The organism is Auritidibacter ignavus, from assembly GCF_029853775.1.
Classification (GTDB): Bacteria; Actinomycetota; Actinomycetes; order Actinomycetales; family Micrococcaceae; genus Auritidibacter; species Auritidibacter ignavus.
In genome coordinates this window covers 1,115,795-1,135,404 of the sequence record NZ_CP122564.1, presented here as the reverse complement: position 1 = coordinate 1,135,404, position 19,610 = coordinate 1,115,795, and the positions used below count along the sequence as shown (strand labels likewise).

Here is a 19,610-nt window from a genome sequence, read left to right as displayed (position 1 = left end):
GTATCGACAACCGGAACTGAGGATGATGAACGTGTCAGTGGATGCAGAACCGATCGTTGCAGGTCGTGCGATCTCACCGGGGCTTCGGACCATCTCAGTGGGTGAACTGACCTTTGAAACCGGAGGCTGGCTACCCGAGGTGCAGCTGGCCTATGAAACCTGGGGCACACTCAATCAGGATGGCTCCAACGCCATCCTGATATTGCACGCCCTGACCGGTGATAGCCACGTGGTTTCCTCAGAAGCGCTTCCGCATCCGGGCTGGTGGGAGTCTCTTGTCGGGCCGGGCCGCCCCATCGATACCCGAAAATGGTTCGTGGTGGCACCCAATATGGTGGGTGGCTGTTACGGCTCGACGGGCCCGTCTTCCCCGGACCCTGACGGGCGACCGTGGGGCTCACGGTTTCCCTTTACCACGATCCGAGATTCGGTTCATGCTGAAGCACGCCTGGCCGACGCGCTGGGCATTGAGACCTGGCACGCCGTGCTGGGCGGTTCTATGGGCGGAGCTCGCGCACTGGAATGGGCAGCCACCTACCCGGAACGAGTCCGGGGTGCGGGTATTTTAGCCTGTGGGGGAGCAGCCAGCGCCGAGCAGATTGCCTTCGCCCAGTCGCAAGTGGCCGCGATCAAACTTGATCCACACTACCGCCGTGGTGACTACTACGGTCAACAGCCGCCCGAGGAAGGGCTGGGTATCGCACGGCGCATTGCTCACATCACCTACCGTTCGGAGGCCGAGCTCCAGTACCGCTTCGCTCGGAAACCTCAAGGGCAGGAAGACCCCTTCGGACAGATCACTCAGCGTACCGGCCGGTACCAGATCGAATCCTATTTGGATTACAAAGCCAAAGACCTGGCCTCCCGGTTCGATGCCAACTCCTACGTGGTTCTCACCGAAGCGCTGATGTCGCACGACGTTGGACGCAACCGTGGCGGGCAACAAGCCGCGGTAGCACGGATTGTGGCAACACCGTTCATCGCTGCGGTCTCCTCGGACCGGTTGTACTTCCCCTCTCAGTCCCAGCAACTAGCCGACGACTTCAACCGCGGCCGTGGTGCCCAGGATCCTAATCATCCGCAGCATGTCCTCAGTCACCAAATCGATTCGCCCATCGGACATGATGGCTTCCTGACCGCTCCCGAAAAAATCGCGGATGAACTCATCCGGGTCCTGGAGCTGTAAAGCGAAGCTTCTGCACTGGTAGACTGGTTCGCTAAGATCATCGACTATGAGCTACAACACTGAGTCGAACCAGCTGGTAGTACGTTTCAGCCACCAGGACCTTTCCTCCCGCAGCGATAGCGACTTACTCGTAGTGCTTCACGGTTACGGCGCCGATGAAACCGATCTCCTTCCGCTCACGGCCGAGTTGCCCGACACTTTTACCGTAGCCGCGGTGCGTGCCCCCATCTGGCTGACCAACGGGATGAATGGATACGCCTGGTTCCCGATCACTGAAGAGTTGAGCTCCCCGCCCGAAAGCGTTCGGAGTAGCTTGGAACAGTTGGATGCCTGGATCCAGAGCGTGGCCGATGGTTTCCGCACCGTCTCCATTCTGGGGTTCTCCCAGGGTATGGCCATGGCCACCTCCATGTTGCGGATGCGCCCCGAGCAGTATGCTGCGGTGGTTGGTCTGTCGGGCTTTGTTCTTGACGCGAGTAACGAGCCACTCCTGGCAGAGCTGTTGAGTCACGACGAAGAACTGGCAACCAAACAGGTGCCGGTCTTCTGGGGTCGCGACCTACAAGACCCCATCATCCCACCCCAGATGGCCAAAGAGGCTGGCATGTGGCTTGACCAGCATGTCGACCTCACACAGGACACGTACCAAGGTGTGGGCCATGGGGTACACCCGCAGGAAATCTCCGATCTCACCGCATTCCTCGTTCGCCACGTCGCGAACCGGCGTTAACCGTAGGTGAATTTCGGGGTGCATCAGGAGACATGGGTTGTTACCAATCTGTAATCTGTGGCCCCTACAGTGATCGTGTTCTTACTGAGGCTGACCAAGCCTTGTTCCAAGATCACTATCACCGAGGAGAACACGCATGTCGTCGAATCGTCGCCCGCTTGCTATCGGGCTGATCACTCTTGTGGGGTTGCTTGCTCCGACCCCGGCTTTGGCAGCGACTTCCGAGTCCCCTGCCCCTGAAGAAAATCTCGCACCTTCGGCACAGGCTACTCAGTCGTCGGAAGTTCCTGACGAAACTCAGCCCGCTGACAACGGACCTGAGACTGAAGATACCGAGACGGAAGGTTCTGAGACCGCGGGCTCCGAATCCCCTAATCCGGATGAGGAAACCGCCGAGAACCCAGACGGAGAAACCACCGTCAGCTTGCTGAACATCAATGACTTTCATGGTCGCATGAGTGAAGATATCGCCATGCCGTTTGCCAAGCTGATCACTGATCAGCAGGCTGTGAACCCTGGTAACACTTTGTTCTTGTCGTCTGGTGACGATATTGGTGCTTCTCTGTATGTTTCCTCTGTGCAGGATGACAACCCGACTCTGGATTACCTGAATGCTCTAGGTCTGGATGCTAGTGCGTTGGGTAACCACGAGTTTGATAAGGGCGTTAGCGACTTAGTAGACCGTGTCTTCCCGCGCTCGGATTTCGATCATCTGGCGGCCAATGTGATCGTGAAGGAAACCGGCGAGCCGCTGACCGATCCTTATAAGATCTACGAAACCGAGTCCGGTCACTCCGTGGCCGTCGTGGGCGGTGTGACCCAGGAGACTGTTACCCTGGTGAACCCGGCGGGCATTGAGTCCGTCGAGTTCAAAGACCCGGTGGAATCGGTCAACACCTACGTTGAGCAGCTGTCCGATGGGGATGCGTCGAACGGCGAGGCAGACATCATCGTGGCTTCGTACCACGAGGGTGTCAACACCGACAATATTGACAACGACCGCATCGTCAACAACACCCACCCTGAAGCTGACGTGATCTTTACCGGTCACACTCACGAGTTGTACAACGTGGATGCTCCAGTTCCAGGCGAGGAGGGCAAGACCCGCCCGGTTATGCAGACCGGTGAATACGGCAGCAACCTGGCTCGTGTTGACTTCAGCCTCGATGCTGAGGGCGAGATCATTGACGTCGAGCACAAGAACTTGCCGGCCGAACAGGACCCGAGTGATGAAGAGATCGCTGCCAGCCCGGTGCTGACCGAGGTTAAGCAGATTGTTGATGACGCCGCTGCTGTGGCTGAAGAAGAAGGCTCTGTGGTGATCGGTGAGCTCGAAGACTACATCACCACCGGTTACAATCCTGAGGCCACCGATAAGGGTGGATTCGACCAGCGTGATCGTGAATCCACCATGGGTCACCTGGTGGCCGATGCGTGGTTGTGGGCCGGCAATAACAACCCGGCTGGTCTGAGTGCTGACATCGGTGTGCTGGCCGCCGGCTCCCTCCGTGACGAATTCCCCAGTGGCCTGCGTTTGAACAAAGACCTGCAACCTGGTGAAGTTACCGTTGCTGATGCTGTATCCGTGAACCCGTTTGCTAACGACATCTACGTCGTAGAGATCACCGGCGAGCAGCTCCGTGAAGCGCTGGAGCAGCAGTGGCAGACCACCGCTGATGGTGAGATTCCTTCTCGCCCCTACCTGCAACTGGCTCTGAGCTCTAACGTTCGTTACACCTTTACCGGTGAAGTGTCGACCAACGCTAACAACCGTGCTGGTCACGAGACTCTGGGTAACAACATCGACCAGATCTGGGTTAACGACAAGCTGGTCACTGGTGACGAGACTTTCAAGGTGGCTCTGCCGTCCTTCTTGGCCGCTGGTGGTGACAACTTCCGTGCTTTTGGTAACAGCCTGAACCAGCAGCAGACCGCGCTGATTGACTCCGACATCTTCGTCAACTACCTGCGTGACGAGCTGGATGGCAAGATTGCTCCGCGTTTCGATCAGCAGGCCATCAAGGTCTCTGATGTGTCTGATAGCTACGACATCAACGGCGAGCTGACTTTCGGCCTGCAGTCCCTGGGTGTTCCGTCCTACAACGCTCCGATTCCGGAGAACTTCGCGGCCAGCATCGTGACCGAAGATGGCACCGAGGTTGAACTGGGCACCGTCGAGGTGCAAGACAAAGCAGGTAACGTCACGTTCGACCTGTCGCAGTTCGATTTGGCTGCCGGTAACGTTCAGGTCAAGCTGGTGGATGAGACCACCGGTACCATCATTACCCGCGCCATTGAGTTGACTGGTGAGCGGGACGACGAGGGCGGACAGCCTGGTGATGGTGAGACGACCGAGCCTGGTGACGAGGAGACCAGCGAGCAGCCTGGTCAGCCTGGTGATGACGAGACCAGCGAGCAGCCTGGTCAGCCTGGTGATGACGAGACCAGCGAGCAGCCTGGTCAGCAACCTGGTGATGAAGATGAGTCGGGCAAGCCTAGCGAAGGTGGCGAGGCTAGCGAAGATGGCGAGGCTGGCGACAAGGGCCAGGGCGGTGCCGAAGGTTCTGAACAGGGCTCCTTGGCTTCCACTGGTGCCACCATTGGTGGTCTGGCACTGCTGGGTGTAGCGGCTCTGGGTGTTGGCGCGCTGTTGGTTCGCCGCCGCGCTAACGCTCACGAGTAAGGGCCCTATCCCCTGAGGGGATAGTTCACACTGACGATCAGGGTGGTGACGGAATCATTTCGTCACCACCCTGAATCGTTGTGGAGGCTGAGTCTTAACCGGGTTAAAGAACGAAAAACATAGGAACAGACTAGACCCCGGGTGATTCTCGTTCGATAGTGACAGCAATGCCTGCGCTCGGGATAGCAATTACGTCCCCGGGGTGCAATTGTCGACCACGGCGAGTTTCGACCTCACCGTTGACCACAATAAGGCCATCCTGGATAATCTCACGGGCCTCCACTCCGTCTTCGACGAGGTTTCCCAATTTGAGGGCCTGGCCTAAACGGATCATGTCATCGTTGATCAATAGTGCTGTGACGTCAGGTGGCTCAGAAGCAGAAATACCCATGATGCCATTCTCACACCCGCCAACGATGTTGTCAGTGCCTGATCTGGGTGTCGCATCCGTGCCCGTGACTCAAACTGCCCGTAGACTAGTCACCGTTAGGCTCGCTTACGCACCATCGAACAGAGTGAGCCTCCACGATATCAAGACACTCATACCACCTTTGTCCCGCGCGAGCCCGCGCAGAAAGTGAAGCTTCATGGCTGCCCCGTCATCTCCTCTGGACCAGGTTATTAATCTCGCCAAACGGCGTGGATTCGTGTTCCAAGCCGGTGAAATTTACGGTGGCTCGCGTTCAGCCTGGGACTATGGACCACTGGGCGTCGAGCTGAAAGAGAACATTAAGAATCAGTGGTGGCAGACCTTTGTTCGTGGGCGTGGCGATATGGTCGGACTGGACTCGTCCATTATTTTGCCCCGTCAGGTCTGGGAGGCCTCCGGCCACGTCGAGACCTTCACGGACCCGCTGGTGGAATGCACGAGCTGTCACCGCCGGCAACGCCAAGACCACCTCGAGGAAGCTTTCGAAGCCAAGCATAACCGTGTTGCAGAATCCATGGCAGAAATCGTCTGCCCCGACTGTGGGACTCGTGGCCAGTGGACCGAACCTCAGTTGTTCTCCGGACTGGTCAAAACCTATCTGGGGCCGGTTGATAATGAGGAAGGCCTGCACTACATGCGCCCGGAGACTGCCCAGGGCATCTTCGTGAATTTCCTGAACGTGCTCAATGCCTCCCGGAAGAAACCACCGTTTGGTATCGGCCAGATTGGTAAAGCCTTCCGTAACGAGATCACTCCGGGTAACTTCATCTTCCGCACCCGCGAATTCGAACAGATGGAAATTGAATATTTCGTCCATCCCGACGAGGCTGGCGAACACTTTGACCGGTGGGTTGATGACTGCTTCAACTGGTTCGTTGATCTCGGCGTCAACTCCGACAACCTGCGTAAGTTCGATGTTCCTGCCGAAGACCGGGCACACTACTCGGACGGCACCATCGACTTGGAGTATCGTTTCGGTTTCCAGGGTTCTGAGTGGGGCGAACTGATGGGTATTGCGAACCGGACCAACTATGACCTGTCGCAACACACCGAGTATTCCGGTACCAAGATGCAGTACTTCGACCAGGGCACCAACGAGCGGTACACACCCTATGTGATTGAACCCTCCTTCGGTCTCACACGCTCGCTGATGGCCTTCTTAGTGGATTCCTACCGCGAAGACGAAGCCCCCAACACGAAGGGTGGGGTTGATGTGCGCACCGTACTGGGCCTGGACCCCCGATTGGCACCGATTAAAGCCGCCGTGCTCCCGCTGTCGAAGAAATCCGAGCTACAGGTCCCGGCTAGCCAGCTGGCCGACACCCTGCGGAAACGCTGGAATGTCGATTACGACGAGTCCGGGGCGATCGGGCGTCGCTACCGTCGTCAGGACGAAGTTGGTACCCCGTACTGCATCACCGTCGACTTTGACACGCTCGAAGACCAGGCCGTGACGATCCGTGAACGTGACTCGATGAACCAAGAACGTGTGAGCCTTGACCAGGTGGAGAACTACCTCAGCACCAATTTGGGTATCTAAATGACACCAGGCGACGATATTCACATCCGGCCTTGGGCAGAAGGCGACGACCTGAAGCTTCTCGAAGTTTTCGCCGACGTCGCCTCGCCCCAGCAAGCTGCCGACCGACTCATTCTTGCCAGGGCCACCACCGAGCCCTTCGGCATCACTTTGGTCGCTGAACGCGACGGTATTGCCATCGCTGCCGGTGGTGTGCGAGAGCAACCCATCCACCCCCAACGGCACTGGGTATACCTCGAAACTGCTCCGCTCGAGCGTCGTCAAGGATTTGCCGGCCTGCTCTTGGAACGGTTGGGTGAGAACATCCCGGCAGGTAGCGAGCTCAAGGCCCGGTCGGTGGCCGGTGATACCGCCACCGAATCCTTTTTAACCCGGCACGGGTTCTCCCGCATCAACACCGCTCGCAGGGTGCTGATTGGACCCGGTGGACTACAAACTCCCACCTTCAGCGAGAATGGTGAGGACGGTGCCCCAGTGTTAGAAGAACTCGGCACCGGTTCCGTTGAGCTCTCTCAAACGGTCGCGACCTTCTACAATGCCGTGCATGCTAGCTGGGATCCCAGCGAAATCAGCCTGACCAAGGCTCAACAGCTTTTCCTGGCACCTGAAACTGCAGCGACCGGCGCTGTGGTAGTCCGAGACCGCCCCAAAGCGCACTCGGGTACCATTCAGGCATTCGCGATCTCTTACCTGGTGGAAAGACCGGACGGAGCCGAGCACGATGAACGGCAACCGGCCGAGGTGCTCATGGGATGGAACCCGGAGGCTCCCGACCCGCACACCGCCGTGAGAAACTTACTCGCCATGCTCACCGGAACATACCCGATTCAGCTCGAAACCGATGAGTCACTCACCGCGCTCAACCCGGTCATCGACGAGTTGATTGACTCCGGCTATGCCACCGTGGAAGCAACTCATCACCTGTGGGCCACGGATGGCTGATCACCGTCGCCGTTCACATCGAGCAACCACTGCTGGGCACCCCCGCAACGAGACGGAGACTGGGACCCCGCACGCCGGGCACGGCCACGGCCTACCGGCCGGGCCCAGCGCCGATGGACTGGTGGCTGGCACCTCCAGTCGCAAAAAGCGCCGTGTCATCGGGTGGCTGACCGGAATCCTGGCCCCGTTGACCTTGGTGCTGATCATCGGCATGGTGCTGTTGTGGCCCTCCGGCAGCTACCGGGAACTGACCCTCGACGACCCCTACGGCACGACCGAGAACTTCACCATCACACCGGCCACCGTCATCGAAACGGCGGAACGAAGCTGTCAAGACCAAAACCAGGTGATGGAATCAACCACCGGGGCTCCCATGACCCTGCCCGATTCCGAGACCGGGGCTAGCCCAGACTGCCACACCGCTTGGGTCAATCCCGATGGAGGTGGCAGTGAACGAGTCGAAGTGGAGATCCCGCCCCAGGTCTCGGCTTCGGCCAGCATTGAGGTGGGAGACCGACTGAAAATCCTGCGCCCCAACGCCTCGTCGGGATTTGACACCTCGGTGGCCGATTTCGTCGACTTCGAGCGCACCGTACCGATCGTGCTACTGGCCGGCCTCTACGCGCTGGTGGTCGTGCTGGTGGCCCGGTGGCGCGGGGTGCGCGCGATCATCGGACTCGTCGCCTCCTTCGCGGTGATCTTCTTTTTCATGATCCCGGCACTGCTCGAAGGCGGCCCACCACTGTGGATTGGACTCGTCGGGTGCTGTTTGATCATGGTCGCTGTGCTCTACTTCGCCCACGGTTTCTCTCTACGGACCACCACCGCCTTGCTCGGCACCCTCTTAGGCCTGGGCTTGACCGCAGGATTGGCCATTTGGAGCACCGATGCCGCCTATCTGACCGGGATGGGTGAAGAAGAATCCTTCGTGCTCTCCTCGGTCGTGCCCGATATTCGGCTCTCCGGCATTGTGCTCTGCGGACTACTTATCGCCGGGCTGGGAGTGCTCAACGACGTGACCATCACCCAATCCTCAGCAGTCTGGGAACTGCAAGCCGCCAACCCGCAGGCCAGCGCCAGGGAGCTCTTTAGCGCCGGCATGCGCATCGGCCGGGACCACATTGCCTCTACGGTCTATACCATCGCCTTTGCCTATGCCGGATCAGCGTTACCGGTCATGATGGTGATCTCCATGTACGAAACCGGACTGGGCACCATCCTGGTCTCCTCCGAACTGGCCGAAGAAGTCGTCCGGATCTTGGTGGGATCGATCGGACTGGTCTTGGCCATCCCGGCCACCACCGCCATTGCCGTTGTGGTGGCCAGGGCCGTCAGCAGTGACTCTTAACCTCCAGCCCGTGGTAGTGTGATCCGGGGCACAACTCGTGCTAGATTCAGAGATGAACCCTGTCCTGTACGCTCGTACAGTTTGCAGGTGTGTGGCATGAATCGGTAGCACGACGGGAGAAAGAGGTCTCGATCATGGTTCAGCAACTTAGTCACTACCTCAATGGTGCACGGGTACCGGGGTCATCCGGTGCCTTCAGTGACGTCTACAACCCCTCCACGGGAGAAGTTCAAGCTCAGGTCCCGCTGGCCAGTGTCGACGAGGTTCGGGAGGCAATCGCCCAGGCCAAACGAGCCCAGCCCGCGTGGGCAGCCACCAACGCCCAGAAACGAGCTCGGATCATTTCGCGATTCGTGGATGTCGCATACCAGCACGAAGACGAGCTGGCTGAATTGCTCTCGCTGGAACATGGCAAGATTTTTGACGATGCCAAGGGAGATTTGCAACGTGGGCTGGACGTGATGGAATTCGCCACTGCAGCCCCGCATCTGCTGAAAGGCGAGTACTCGACCGGAGTCGGCACCGGCATCGATGTCTACTCCATGCGCCAGCCGTTGGGCGTGGTCGCCGGCATTACCCCGTTCAACTTCCCGGCCATGATCCCGTTGTGGAAGGCCGCCGGCGCGATTGCCTCCGGTAATGCCTTCATCCTCAAGCCCTCCGAACGAGACCCTTCGGTGCCCCTGCGGCTGGCGGAGCTGTTCACCGAGGCTGGGCTGCCCGATGGCATCCTGCAGGTCGTTAATGGCGATAAAACCGCCGTGGATGAGATCCTGGACCACCCAGACATCAAGGCCGTGGGCTTTGTGGGGTCCACCCCGATTGCTGCCTCGATCTATTCCCACGCTGCCGCGAAGGGCAAGCGCGCCCAGTGCTTCGGTGGGGCGAAAAACCACATGGTGATTATGCCCGATGCCGATATGGACCAGGCCGCCGATGCACTGATTGGGGCGGCTTTTGGTTCGGCCGGTGAGCGGTGTATGGCCATCTCCGTGGCGGTGCCGGTCGGCGTTGAGACACATCAGATCATTCGCGATAAGGTCCTGGAACGCGCCCAGCGACTCACCGTGGGACACTCGCTGGCTCAGGACTCCGATTTCGGTCCGGTCGTCTCCCCGGAAGCCAAAGAACGCATTGAAGCAGCCATCGCCCGCGGTGTGGATGAGGGTGCCGAGCTCATCCTGGATGGCCGCCATCCCAAGGTCGCCGATTATCCCAATGGCTTCTATATCGGTGCCACCATTTTCGACCACGTCACTCCCGGGTCCTCACTGCACGCCGATGAGATCTTCGGTCCGGTGCTGTCCATTGTCCCGGCCGCCGACTATGACGCAGCGGTGGAGATCATCCACGGCCACGAGATGGGCAACGGTGTGGCGATCTTTACTCGCGACGGTGACGCTGCTCGGGAATTCGCCGCTGGGATTGAGGTGGGCATGGTCGGTATTAACGTGCCCATCCCGGTTCCGATCGCCTATTACACCTTCGGCGGCTGGAAAGCCTCGGGCTTCGGGGATCTCAATCAGCACGGTCCCGATGCGTTCCGGTTCTATACCCGCACCAAGACCGTCACCCAACGGTGGCCATCCGGTATCAAAGACGGCGCCAGCTTCGTGATGCCCACCGGCAACTAACACCCCACCACGAAAGGATCACGAAGATGACCGAGAACCATTCCGAACACGTCATAGCAGAGGTCCGTGGATCACTGGGCATCATCACCTTGAATAAGCCCCAGGCGATGAACTCGCTGTCACTGGAGATGGTCCGCACCATCACCGCGACACTGCAGCAGTTCCGCGAGAACTCTGCGGTGGTCTCAGTCGCGTTGCGCGGCGCCGGCGATCGCGGTTTCTGTGCCGGCGGGGACGTGGTGGCGCTGTACCACCAGGTCGTCGATGATCCGCGTGATGCCTCGCCGTTCTTCATTGCGGAGTACCAGCTCGACCACGCCATTTCGGTCTACCCTAAGCCGGTGCTGGCCGTGATGAACGGTGTGGTGCTCGGTGGGGGAGTGGGCCTGGCCGGCCCCAGCTCCCACCGGATCGTGACCGAGACGACCCGGCTGGGTATGCCAGAAACCGGGATCGGTTTCAGCCCCGATGTGGCTGGAGTCAACTACCTAGCCCAGGCGCCTGGACTGCTGGGACGCCACCTGGCACTGACCGGTGCACACATTTCAGCTGCCGATGTCCTACATATCGGAATGGCTGATTATTTCGTCAACGACGAGTCCATCGAGGAACTTTTGGACGCGGTGTCTCAGATCAGCACCGCAGACCAACTGGACCCGACCATCCGGCAGTTTCAGGCTGAGCCGGGCCAGTCAGAGCTGGCCGCCCAGGCGGAATGGATCGACCGAGTCTACGACGCAGACACCGTGGAACAGATGCTGAGCAATGTGAGTGGCTTGGTGGAAAACCACCCCGACCACCCGGCCGGAAAGGCGCTCCGAGCACTACAGCGTAATTCACCGACCGGGATGAAAGTGGCTTTAGAAGCCGTCAAACGGGCCGGAGACCAGACCATTGGTGAAACCCTGGCTCAAGATTTGCGGACCACCATGAATGCTGCCTATGGCCACGACTTGCGCGAGGGTATTCGCGCTCAACTGGTGGATAAAGACCGCAACCCGCGGTGGAAACCGGCTGAGCTCTCGCAGGTCAGCCAACAGCTGGTCAACAGCTTCTTTGACCCTGTCGATGGGGTAGCAGATCTAGAACTCAACGAAGGATGAACCTGATGAACATCGCGTTTTTGGGATTAGGAAATATGGGGGCCCATATGGCCCGCAACCTGCTGGAGGCCGGCTACCAGGTGACCGGTTTCGACGTGGTTCCCGCTGCCGTGGAGCGTGCCGCCGAGGCGGGGATTGCCCCGGCCGAGTCAGGAGAGGCCGCGGTGCGCGACGCCGAGGTGGTGATCACCATGTTCCAAAACGGGCAACAGGTGTTGGATGCCTATCAAGGCTTACTAGCTGCCGCGCCGGAGAACACGCTGTTTATTGACTCGTCGACTATCAGCGTCGATGAAGCCCGTCAGGCTGCAGAACAGGCTCGTCAGGCAGGCCACCGCCCACTGGATGCTCCGGTCTCGGGCGGCATGTCCGGTGCTGAGGCAGGAACCTTGACTTTCATGGTGGGTGGCGATGCCGAAGCGTTTGCCACGGCCGAACCGCTTTTCCAGGCCATGGGACGCAAGATTGTGCACTGCGGTAACTCCGGTGCTGGACAAGCGGCAAAAGTCTGTAACAACATGCTGTTGGCGGTGACCACCATTGGCGCCAGTGAGGCCTTCGCGCTGGGACAGAATCTGGGGCTCAGCGACCAGGCACTGTACGATGTGCTGTCGACTTCGGCGGCACAATGTTGGGCCGTGACCACCAACTGCCCGGTGCCCGGCCCGGTGGGGACGGCCCCGGCCGATCGGGGCTACGCCCCGGGGTTTGCAACCGCGCTGATGGCCAAGGATCTCGGGTTGGCGCATGCGGCGATTGAAACCACCGGGACCTCGGCTTCGTTCGGGGAAGCAGCCTACGAGGCATACCGTCAGTTCAACGAGCTAGATGGTGGTGCCTACTCAGGACAGGACTTCTCAGCGATCATTAAAACTATTCGCCAGAGTTGACCTCGTGATGACGACGAGAAAGCACAAAACAACGAGACCCACCACTGAAAGGTAGATGACGAGACGATGACTGAGTCCAGCGAAGAGATTATTCTGACCGAAGTCCAAGACCGGATCGGAATGATCCGGCTCAACCGTCCTCAGGCCCTGAATGCACTGAATGCCGAGGTCATGACCGCGGTGGTGGACACCGTCACAGGTTGGGAAAAAGACCCCCAGATCATGGCTGTCGTCATTACGGGCAACGAGAAAGCCTTCGCTGCTGGTGCTGACATTAAAGAAATGTCGACCAAAACCGCAGTAGAGATGGCGCGCAACGACTGGTTTGCCGATTGGGACGCCTTTGCGAATCTACGGATCCCTACCATTGCTGCGGTCAACGGGTATGCGCTCGGTGGTGGCTGCGAGCTAGCCATGATGTGCGATATTCTCATCGCCGGTCCCTCCACCAAATTTGGTCAGCCTGAAATCAACCTCGGTGTCATCCCCGGGATGGGTGGTTCCCAACGACTCACCCGAGCGGTCGGAAAAGCCAAGGCCATGGACATGGTGCTGACCGGTCGGATGATGCCAGCCGACGAAGCAGAACGCGCCGGTCTCGTTTCACGACTAGTCGACGAGGATGAAAAGGTTTTTGACACCGCGATCGAGGTGGCCGGAACCATCGCCTCGAAATCGCGTCCGGTGGTTCTGGTCGCCAAGGACGCGGTGTCTGCTGCCTTTGAGACCACCTTGCAACAAGGTGTGCTCTTTGAACGCCGGACCTTCCATAGCCTGTTCTCCCTGCAGGACCAGAAAGAGGGCATGGCCGCCTTTAACGAAAAGCGCAAACCTGAATTCACAGATCACTAAAAATCCCCACACATACAGGATCCGCCGGTTGGTGTCCTACCAGCCGGCGGATCCTGCTGTGCTGAGGGCTGAAGTCCGGGAAATCGGTCAGTTACGCGGTGACATCCGTGTCGGAAAACTCGTGGTTGTACCCTTCGGTGCTGGTGCGCGTGGCACGAGCTTGATCCGTGAGTTCGCCTTCCTCACCGTGGAATTCCCGCTCTTTTGCACGCAATTCAACACGGCGGATTTTGCCCGAAACCGTCTTGGGCAACTCGGCGAATTCCAGCCGGCGAATCTTGGCATACGGAGGCAACACCGTGGAAGTGTGAGCGAAAATCGATGCCGCGGTCTCAGCAGTCGGCTCGTGCCCGGCGGCCAACACCACATAGGCTTTCGGCACCGAGAGTCGAATCGGATCTGGGGATGGGACCACCGCCACCTCGGCCACTGCCGGATGCTCAATCACTGCCGATTCCAATTCGAAGGGGGAGAGCTTATAGTCAGAAGCTTTAAACACGTCATCGGCTCGACCAATATAGGTGAAGATTCCCTGCTCATCTCGCTCCATGATGTCACCGGTGTGGTAGTAGCCACCGCGGAACGCTTTGTCGTTCTTCTCCGGGTCCTTATAGTAGCCCTTCATCAGCCCTACCGGCTGAGGGTCGGCAACCAGGCATACCTCGCCCTCTCCTGCCCCTTCGATGAGCTCATCGGTGGCCGGATCGATCAGGACCACCTCAAAGCCGGGGAGGGGCCGGCCTACGGAACCGGGCTTGAGCTCCTGGCCGGGAGTATTAGCGATCTGCAACGTGGACTCGGTCTGTCCGAACCCGTCGCGAATGTCTCGATTCCAGTCTTCGCGGACTTTATTGATCACCCGGGGGTTCAACGGTTCACCGGCAGCAACAACTTTGTCGGGTGGATTCTTCAGTTTGGTCAAATCCGCCTGAATCAGCATCCGCCAAACCGTCGGCGGAGCGCAGAAACTCGTCACCCCTTCGTCATCCATAACCTGCATCAATTTTTCGGCATCGAAGCGTGAATAGTTGTAGAGGAAGATCGTCGCTTCAGCGATCAACGGGGCAAAGAAATTCGACCAGGCGTGTTTTGCCCACCCTGGCGACGCGACATTGAGGTGAACATCTCCGGGTTCTAAACCGATCCAATATACCGTGGTGAAATGCCCAACCGGGTACGAGAGATGGGAATGAGCCACCATTTTGGCCCGTGATGTGGTCCCGGAGGTGAAATACAACAGGACCGTGTCATCAGCAGGAGTTGGTTGATCCGGTGTAAAGGCGATGTCCGCATCGAACGAGGCAACGTAGCTGAACCGGGGGTGGGCCACATTCTGCGCTTCGGTGTCCGACCTCGTGGTTCCGGTGGTGATGACCGTCATCTCACCGGTGACGGCCTCGAACTTCTCTGCGTTATCTGGGTTGACCACAACCCAGCGAGCCTCGGAACGATCAATGCGCTCCTGTAGATCATGGGGCGAGAGCATCACCGTGGTTGGTAACAGCACCGCCCCCAATTTGATGCCAGCCAGCATCGTTTCCCACAGCTCCACCTGGTTATTGAGCATCACCATCACGCCATCGCCACGCTGTACACCCAGAGAACGCAACCAATTGGCAACCTGCGAGGAGCGGTCGGCCAGTTCTCGATATGTCAGTCGCGTCGAGGAACCATCCTCTTCAACGATGACTAACGCGTTGTGATCCCCGCGTTCGGTCTCATAGGCCACGTGGTCGACCCAGTCTAGGGCGAAATTGAAGTGCTCAAACTCTGGCCACCTGAAGTTCTCTCGGGCGCTCTGGATATCGGTGCGGTAGCTAAGAAGTTGATCGCGGGCTGCGCGAAATGTCTCGGTAGCTGACATGAGGATTGTTCTCCTTGCCAAGGATGGAAACAGGGGGATGGAATCACAGGCTGTACAAGTGTATAGTTCCAACTGGAGTGATACAGCTCACTTTATAGTTTCGAGAGAGGATGTCAATGACTTCGACCGTGGACTGCGACCCTGAGCTTCGTCTCCCTTTCCCTGATGCGGATCTGCTCGATGTTGCATCGTTGCTGACGGCTGATGAACGTCAAGCTTTGCGTGCCGTGCGATCCTACATGCAGGACGTGGTTCGCCCGGTGATTGTCGACTACTGGAACCGTGAAGAGTTTCCTTTTGAGTTGCTTCCGGGGATGGCTGAGGTTGGGCTCGCCGATGTGGCTTTACAGGACCGGTCCTGGCTCTACCGTGGGCTCGTCTACTCCGAAGTGAGTCGTGTCGATGTCTCGCTCGGGGCGTTGGTGGGTATTCATAATGAGCTCATTGTCGGTATGGTCAACCAATTGGGGTCTGAGGCTCAACGACAGCGGTGGCTACCAAAACTCACCCGTTTTGAGGCGGTCGGGTCGTTTGGAATGACCGAGCCGGATCACGGGTCCGACATCGCCGGGGGTTTGGAAACCACTGCCACCCCGGTTGAGGGTGGATGGGTTATTAATGGTGCCAAGCGCTGGATCGGCGCCGGGACTTTCTGTGATTTTCTCTTGGCCTGGGCCAAGGATGCCGCTGATGGTTCGGTGAAGGCTTTCCTGATTGACTCATCGACCCCAGGGTTTTCGGCCGCAAAGATTGGGCATAAGATCGGTCTGCGCGTGATGCAAAACGCGGACATCACCCTCGATAACGTCTTGGTTTCCAGCGATGACATGCTCCCCGGAGTGGTCGGCTTTGACTCCGCGAACGAAATGTTGCGCAATTCCCGGGTCTGGGTCGGCTGGCAAGCCGTCGGCGCCCAGCTGGGTGCCTTTGATGTGATGCGAAACTATGCGCTGAATCGACAACAATTCGGTCGTCGGTTGGTGAAGTTCCAGCTCATCCAGCAAGGTCTTGCAGACCTGATCTCCAATGCCCATGCATGTCTGGGCATGATGATGAATATTGCTCGCTTGCAAGAAACCAACCAGATCGAAATGGTCCATGCCGCCATGGGTAAGGCGACCGGGTCTCGGCTGTTGCGAGAATCGGCGGCGATTGCGCGCAACGCGCTGGGTGGTAACGGGATCCTATCGACCTATGAAGCAGCCAAGATCTTCTGTGATGCCGAGGTGATACACACCTATGAAGGCACCTATGAGATCAACTCGCTGATTGTGTCTAGGGCGGTGACGGGGCACTCTGCTTTCGTGTAGAGTCGGCCGTGTCACACCGTGTTTTCTCTCACATAGTATCCCAAAGAACCTCATAAAAAGGGCCCCATGAAAACCAGTGAAATGATTCAACGTGCCCGCTTGAACACCATTGGGCAAGCTTTGCACCGGGTAGCTGTCGGATCGCCCGATAAGCCAGCTCTGAAATATCTGCAACGCGAATTTAGTTATCGAGATCTAGACGATGCGGCCACCATCACCGCTCGTCTGCTGATCGAAGCCGGGGTGAAACCGGGTGACCGCGTGGCTTCCTATGCCAAGAACTCCGATGCCTTTGTGTTGGCATTCTTTGGGTCTTTACGGGCCGCTGCAGTTCACGTGCCCATTAACTTCGCCCTCACCGGTGAAGAGTTGGTACATGCGTTGATTGACTCCGGGTCCACCTATGTCTTTTGTGATCCAGACCAATATGACAAAGTCGAGGAAGTTCGTGGTGATACGGCCGTGCAACAGGTGACCTTGCTCCACGGGGACATGGACTCGCTACTGGCTCGGGTGCAGTTGATTCTCGAGGATCCTGAGCAACGCCAGGCCTACACCTCTGGTGAGACACCGGATAGTCAGGCACAATCTAGTGACGTAGTGCAACTGCTCTATACTTCCGGAACCACCTCGCGCCCGAAGGGTGCGATTCACACGCACGAATCGTTGATGACCCACTATGGTGCGGTGCAACAGGCTCTGGACTTTACGCCCCAGGATCGTCCTGTGGTGTGTATGCCGCTTTATCACTCGGCCGGGCTCCACGTGTTTTTGACCCCTTATCTGCTGATGGGGGTAACCGTTCGACTCCTAACCGTTCCGGATATCTCAGAGATCTTGGCGAAGGTGGAAGAAGACCGGGCCACCAGCTTGTTTTTAGCCCCGACCGTTTGGGTGCCGTTGTCGCAGCATCCAGAGCTGGAACACCGGGATCTCTCCTCGCTGACGCACGCCTACTACGGAGCCTCTATCATGCCGGTCACGGTGCTCCAAAGACTGCGGGAGGCTTATCCGAAAATCGGGTTCTACAACTGCTTCGGTCAATCTGAAATGGGGCCGCTCGTTTCTGTCTTGCGTCCAGAAGACCATGATGAACGGCCGAAATCCGCGGGTCTACCGTTACCCACGGTGCAAATCCGGGTGGTGGACCCAGAAGGACAGCCGGTCCCTGAAGGAACCCCGGGGGAGATTCAGTATCGTTCGCCGTAACTGTGTCGGGGCTACTGGAACCGAGATGAGGCTACTGCCGAAAGCTTCGCCGATGGCTGGTTCCACTCCGGAGATCAGGTCGTGCTCGATGAAGACGGCTACATTGAGGTGGTCGACCGGATTAAAGATGTCATTAACACCGGCGGTATTCTGGTTGCCTCTCGCGAGGTCGAAGATGCCATCTACCGTCACGACGCCGTTGCGGAAGTTGCGGTCATTGGACGCCCCGATGAGAAATGGATCGAATCCATTACCGCCTATGTGGTGCTCAAGCCCGATCAGCAGCTCGACGCTGACGAGCTCAAAGAGTTCCTGCGTCCCATCTTGGCCGGGTTCAAAATTCCTAAGAGTTACGAGTTCGTTGACGAGCTACCCCGGAATCAGTCCGGCAAAATTCTCAAGCGTCAGCTCCGGGGGGTGCTTCTATCGTTTTCGTCAAGCTGCTGGGGCTAGTTGGGCTGGTCGAGATTCGTAGAAGGTACCGTCTCTGAGCATCGCGAACAGGACGTCAGTTCTTCGACGGGCTAGGGCGATGACGGCTTGGTTGTGACGTTTCCCTTCGGCGCGTTTCTTGTCGTAGTAGGCCCGCGAGGCGGGGTCGCCTTTAATCGAAGCAAAGGCAGACAAGAACAGCACTCGTTTGAGGACTTTGTTGCCGCGCCGAGATGGGGATTCTCCACGAATGGAGGTGCCGGATTGGCGGGTCACGGGTGCGATGCCAGCATATGAAGCTAGGTGTGCTGCGGATTTGAAGTCTTTGCCGACGACTTCGGTGAGGATGCGTGCGGCTGTCCTGACCCCGATGCCTGGCATGGAGGTCAGGACTTCGGTAAGAGGGTGCGCATCAACGACTTTCAAGATCTCTGTTTCGATATCTGTTCGTTGTTGGGTCAGCTGTTGAAGTTGAGCCGCCAACCGCCCGACGATGTGTTCAGCAGCGTGCGTGCCAGTCACGATGGTGGTTTGTTCAGCTAGCGCGGCAAAGATCTCGTCGGTGAGTCGCGCCGCCATTCGGGGCGCTAATTTCTTTAACCGGGTTCTGACATGTCCTCGCCCGGCGCGCTGCAAAGCGGCCGGAGTTGGATACCTACCCAGCAAATCTACCACGGCCGGGTGGGCCAGCCTGGGTCCAAGCACCCGTTCCAGCGTTGGGTGAATCTGGGTCAATAATCCTCGCAGCCGGTTGCGGACTTGGGTCAGTTGCGCGGCGAGATCGTCATCAAAACCACACAGCATCGATAGTTCTGCAATCCGCTCCTCAGCCACGGTGATGCCGCGCAATGTGTGGGGCATGGTGCGCGCTGTTTCAGCAATTATGTAGGCATCTCGGGCATCCGTTTTAGCCTGGCCCGGATGTAAATCGGCCACCCGGCGCATCGTCAATCCTGGTAGGTAGGCGACTTGGATCCCGAGTTGTTGGGCAACCGCGATCACTAACGCGCCGATGGTTTTGGGCTGATCTACCACAACCAACAGCTCACCGTATTTGGCCGCAAGATCTTTCAACAGCTCCTGAATCTTTGGTTCAGATTGCGGCAATGGCTTGTCATATACAACCTTGCCATCGTGGTTGACAGCGGTGGCATGATGGTCGGACTTGCCGACGTCGATTCCAAGAAACACTTGAGGTTCCATCGGGTACCTTCTTTGACTCGTTCCACTAAAAGACCAGGTCACCGATGGCCCGTCCGCTCACAACCACGTTACAAGGGCCCGCAAGTTCCAAGAGCGTGCTTCTATTAGCGATCCGAACGAACCAGACCGGTTCCGGTGACAACACCCCCCGGATTATGGTCAACTGGGGGCAAACATCATGCCGGAACCAGCCGGCTCCCTACACTGCATATCCTGCCGGAAAACAGTGACACCTAAAAGGTAACGGGGGTGCA

General features: G+C 58.3%; 16 protein-coding genes. 13 read left to right on the top strand and 3 right to left on the bottom strand.

Features of this window, described 5'->3' with window-relative positions; all coding sequences use genetic code 11:
* Positions 1–25 precede the first annotated feature (25 nt).
* From metX to QDX22_RS05130, 3 genes are all read left to right on the top strand, one after another.
* Positions 26–1,186: a homoserine O-acetyltransferase MetX gene (gene metX, locus QDX22_RS05140; protein WP_110098829.1), complete on the top strand. Its 1,161-nt coding sequence runs from the start codon at positions 26–28 to the stop codon at positions 1,184–1,186.
* Between the two features lie 46 nt (positions 1,187–1,232).
* Entirely contained in the window at positions 1,233–1,916 is a 684-nt protein-coding gene (locus QDX22_RS05135) for an alpha/beta hydrolase (RefSeq protein ID WP_110101094.1), read from the top strand.
* A 136-nt stretch (positions 1,917–2,052) separates the two neighbouring features.
* Positions 2,053–4,599, top strand: a complete 2,547-nt coding sequence (locus QDX22_RS05130; RefSeq protein WP_279696421.1) for a 5'-nucleotidase C-terminal domain-containing protein — start codon at positions 2,053–2,055, stop codon at positions 4,597–4,599.
* 130 nt (positions 4,600–4,729) lie between these two features.
* Here the strand turns inward: QDX22_RS05130 and QDX22_RS05125 are convergent, their stop codons facing one another.
* Positions 4,730–4,990, bottom strand: coding sequence for an RNA-binding S4 domain-containing protein (locus tag QDX22_RS05125; protein WP_110098767.1), 261 nt, complete (start codon positions 4,988–4,990; stop codon positions 4,730–4,732).
* A gap of 196 nt (positions 4,991–5,186) precedes the next feature.
* On the opposite strand from QDX22_RS05125, the gene QDX22_RS05120 reads away from it, so the two are divergent.
* The 7 genes from QDX22_RS05120 to QDX22_RS05090 all read left to right on the top strand — a co-directional run bounded on the left by QDX22_RS05120 (position 5,187) and on the right by QDX22_RS05090 (position 13,338).
* Positions 5,187–6,569 carry a glycine--tRNA ligase gene (locus QDX22_RS05120; protein WP_122548858.1) on the top strand — a complete coding sequence of 461 codons (1,383 nt, stop codon included), beginning with the start codon at positions 5,187–5,189 and terminating at the stop codon, positions 6,567–6,569.
* Positions 6,570–7,511 carry a GNAT family N-acetyltransferase gene (locus QDX22_RS05115; protein WP_122548857.1) on the top strand — a complete coding sequence of 314 codons (942 nt, stop codon included), beginning with the start codon at positions 6,570–6,572 and terminating at the stop codon, positions 7,509–7,511. It begins immediately after the preceding gene.
* Positions 7,504–8,859, top strand: a complete 1,356-nt coding sequence (locus QDX22_RS05110; protein WP_122548856.1) for a YibE/F family protein — start codon at positions 7,504–7,506, stop codon at positions 8,857–8,859. The genes QDX22_RS05115 and QDX22_RS05110 overlap by 8 nt, the downstream gene beginning before the upstream one ends.
* A 134-nt stretch (positions 8,860–8,993) precedes the next feature.
* Complete coding sequence (locus tag QDX22_RS05105; RefSeq protein WP_122548855.1) at positions 8,994–10,493, top strand: CoA-acylating methylmalonate-semialdehyde dehydrogenase; 1,500 nt, start codon at positions 8,994–8,996, stop codon at positions 10,491–10,493.
* Between the two features lie 26 nt (positions 10,494–10,519).
* The gene (locus QDX22_RS05100) at positions 10,520–11,596 is read left to right on the top strand and encodes an enoyl-CoA hydratase/isomerase family protein (RefSeq protein WP_122548854.1); all 1,077 of its coding nucleotides are present in this window, start codon (positions 10,520–10,522) and stop codon (positions 11,594–11,596) included.
* A gap of 5 nt (positions 11,597–11,601) precedes the next feature.
* Complete coding sequence (gene mmsB / locus QDX22_RS05095) at positions 11,602–12,486, top strand: 3-hydroxyisobutyrate dehydrogenase (RefSeq protein ID WP_122548853.1); 885 nt, start codon at positions 11,602–11,604, stop codon at positions 12,484–12,486.
* A 66-nt stretch (positions 12,487–12,552) separates the two neighbouring features.
* Entirely contained in the window at positions 12,553–13,338 is a 786-nt protein-coding gene (locus QDX22_RS05090) for an enoyl-CoA hydratase-related protein (RefSeq protein ID WP_122548852.1), read from the top strand.
* A 91-nt stretch (positions 13,339–13,429) separates the two neighbouring features.
* On the opposite strand, the gene QDX22_RS05085 is transcribed toward QDX22_RS05090, so the two are convergent.
* Complete coding sequence (locus QDX22_RS05085; protein ID WP_122548851.1) at positions 13,430–15,202, bottom strand: AMP-binding protein; 1,773 nt, start codon at positions 15,200–15,202, stop codon at positions 13,430–13,432.
* A 116-nt stretch (positions 15,203–15,318) separates the two neighbouring features.
* On the opposite strand from QDX22_RS05085, the gene QDX22_RS05080 reads away from it, so the two are divergent.
* The 3 genes from QDX22_RS05080 to QDX22_RS05070 all read left to right on the top strand — a co-directional run bounded on the left by QDX22_RS05080 (position 15,319) and on the right by QDX22_RS05070 (position 18,174).
* Entirely contained in the window at positions 15,319–16,512 is a 1,194-nt protein-coding gene (locus QDX22_RS05080) for an acyl-CoA dehydrogenase family protein (protein ID WP_243857808.1), read from the top strand.
* A 66-nt stretch (positions 16,513–16,578) separates the two neighbouring features.
* Positions 16,579–17,721 (top strand): AMP-binding protein, encoded by a 1,143-nt coding sequence (locus tag QDX22_RS05075; protein WP_341849188.1) that lies wholly within the window; start codon positions 16,579–16,581, stop codon positions 17,719–17,721.
* Between the two features lie 81 nt (positions 17,722–17,802).
* A complete protein-coding gene (locus tag QDX22_RS05070; protein ID WP_341849187.1) occupies positions 17,803–18,174 on the top strand; it encodes an AMP-binding enzyme in 372 nt (123 codons plus the stop codon).
* Here QDX22_RS05070 and QDX22_RS05065 read toward each other — a convergent pair.
* A complete protein-coding gene (locus tag QDX22_RS05065) occupies positions 18,157–19,356 on the bottom strand; it encodes an IS110 family RNA-guided transposase (RefSeq protein ID WP_279717641.1) in 1,200 nt (399 codons plus the stop codon). The genes QDX22_RS05070 and QDX22_RS05065 overlap by 18 nt on opposite strands.
* Between the last annotated feature and the right edge of the window lie 254 nt (positions 19,357–19,610).

Coding starts and splice junctions, on each gene's coding strand:
- metX (WP_110098829.1), top strand. CDS start 26: ATGAACGTGTCAGTGGATGCAGAACCGATCGTTGCAGGTCGTGCGATC.
- QDX22_RS05135 (WP_110101094.1), top strand. CDS start 1,233: ATGAGCTACAACACTGAGTCGAACCAGCTGGTAGTACGTTTCAGCCAC.
- QDX22_RS05130 (WP_279696421.1), top strand. CDS start 2,053: ATGTCGTCGAATCGTCGCCCGCTTGCTATCGGGCTGATCACTCTTGTG.
- QDX22_RS05125 (WP_110098767.1), bottom strand. CDS start 4,990: ATGGGTATTTCTGCTTCTGAGCCACCTGACGTCACAGCACTATTGATC.
- QDX22_RS05120 (WP_122548858.1), top strand. CDS start 5,187: ATGGCTGCCCCGTCATCTCCTCTGGACCAGGTTATTAATCTCGCCAAA.
- QDX22_RS05115 (WP_122548857.1), top strand. CDS start 6,570: ATGACACCAGGCGACGATATTCACATCCGGCCTTGGGCAGAAGGCGAC.
- QDX22_RS05110 (WP_122548856.1), top strand. CDS start 7,504: ATGGCTGATCACCGTCGCCGTTCACATCGAGCAACCACTGCTGGGCAC.
- QDX22_RS05105 (WP_122548855.1), top strand. CDS start 8,994: ATGGTTCAGCAACTTAGTCACTACCTCAATGGTGCACGGGTACCGGGG.
- QDX22_RS05100 (WP_122548854.1), top strand. CDS start 10,520: ATGACCGAGAACCATTCCGAACACGTCATAGCAGAGGTCCGTGGATCA.
- mmsB (WP_122548853.1), top strand. CDS start 11,602: ATGAACATCGCGTTTTTGGGATTAGGAAATATGGGGGCCCATATGGCC.
- QDX22_RS05090 (WP_122548852.1), top strand. CDS start 12,553: ATGACTGAGTCCAGCGAAGAGATTATTCTGACCGAAGTCCAAGACCGG.
- QDX22_RS05085 (WP_122548851.1), bottom strand. CDS start 15,202: ATGTCAGCTACCGAGACATTTCGCGCAGCCCGCGATCAACTTCTTAGC.
- QDX22_RS05080 (WP_243857808.1), top strand. CDS start 15,319: ATGACTTCGACCGTGGACTGCGACCCTGAGCTTCGTCTCCCTTTCCCT.
- QDX22_RS05075 (WP_341849188.1), top strand. CDS start 16,579: ATGAAAACCAGTGAAATGATTCAACGTGCCCGCTTGAACACCATTGGG.
- QDX22_RS05065 (WP_279717641.1), bottom strand. CDS start 19,356: ATGGAACCTCAAGTGTTTCTTGGAATCGACGTCGGCAAGTCCGACCAT.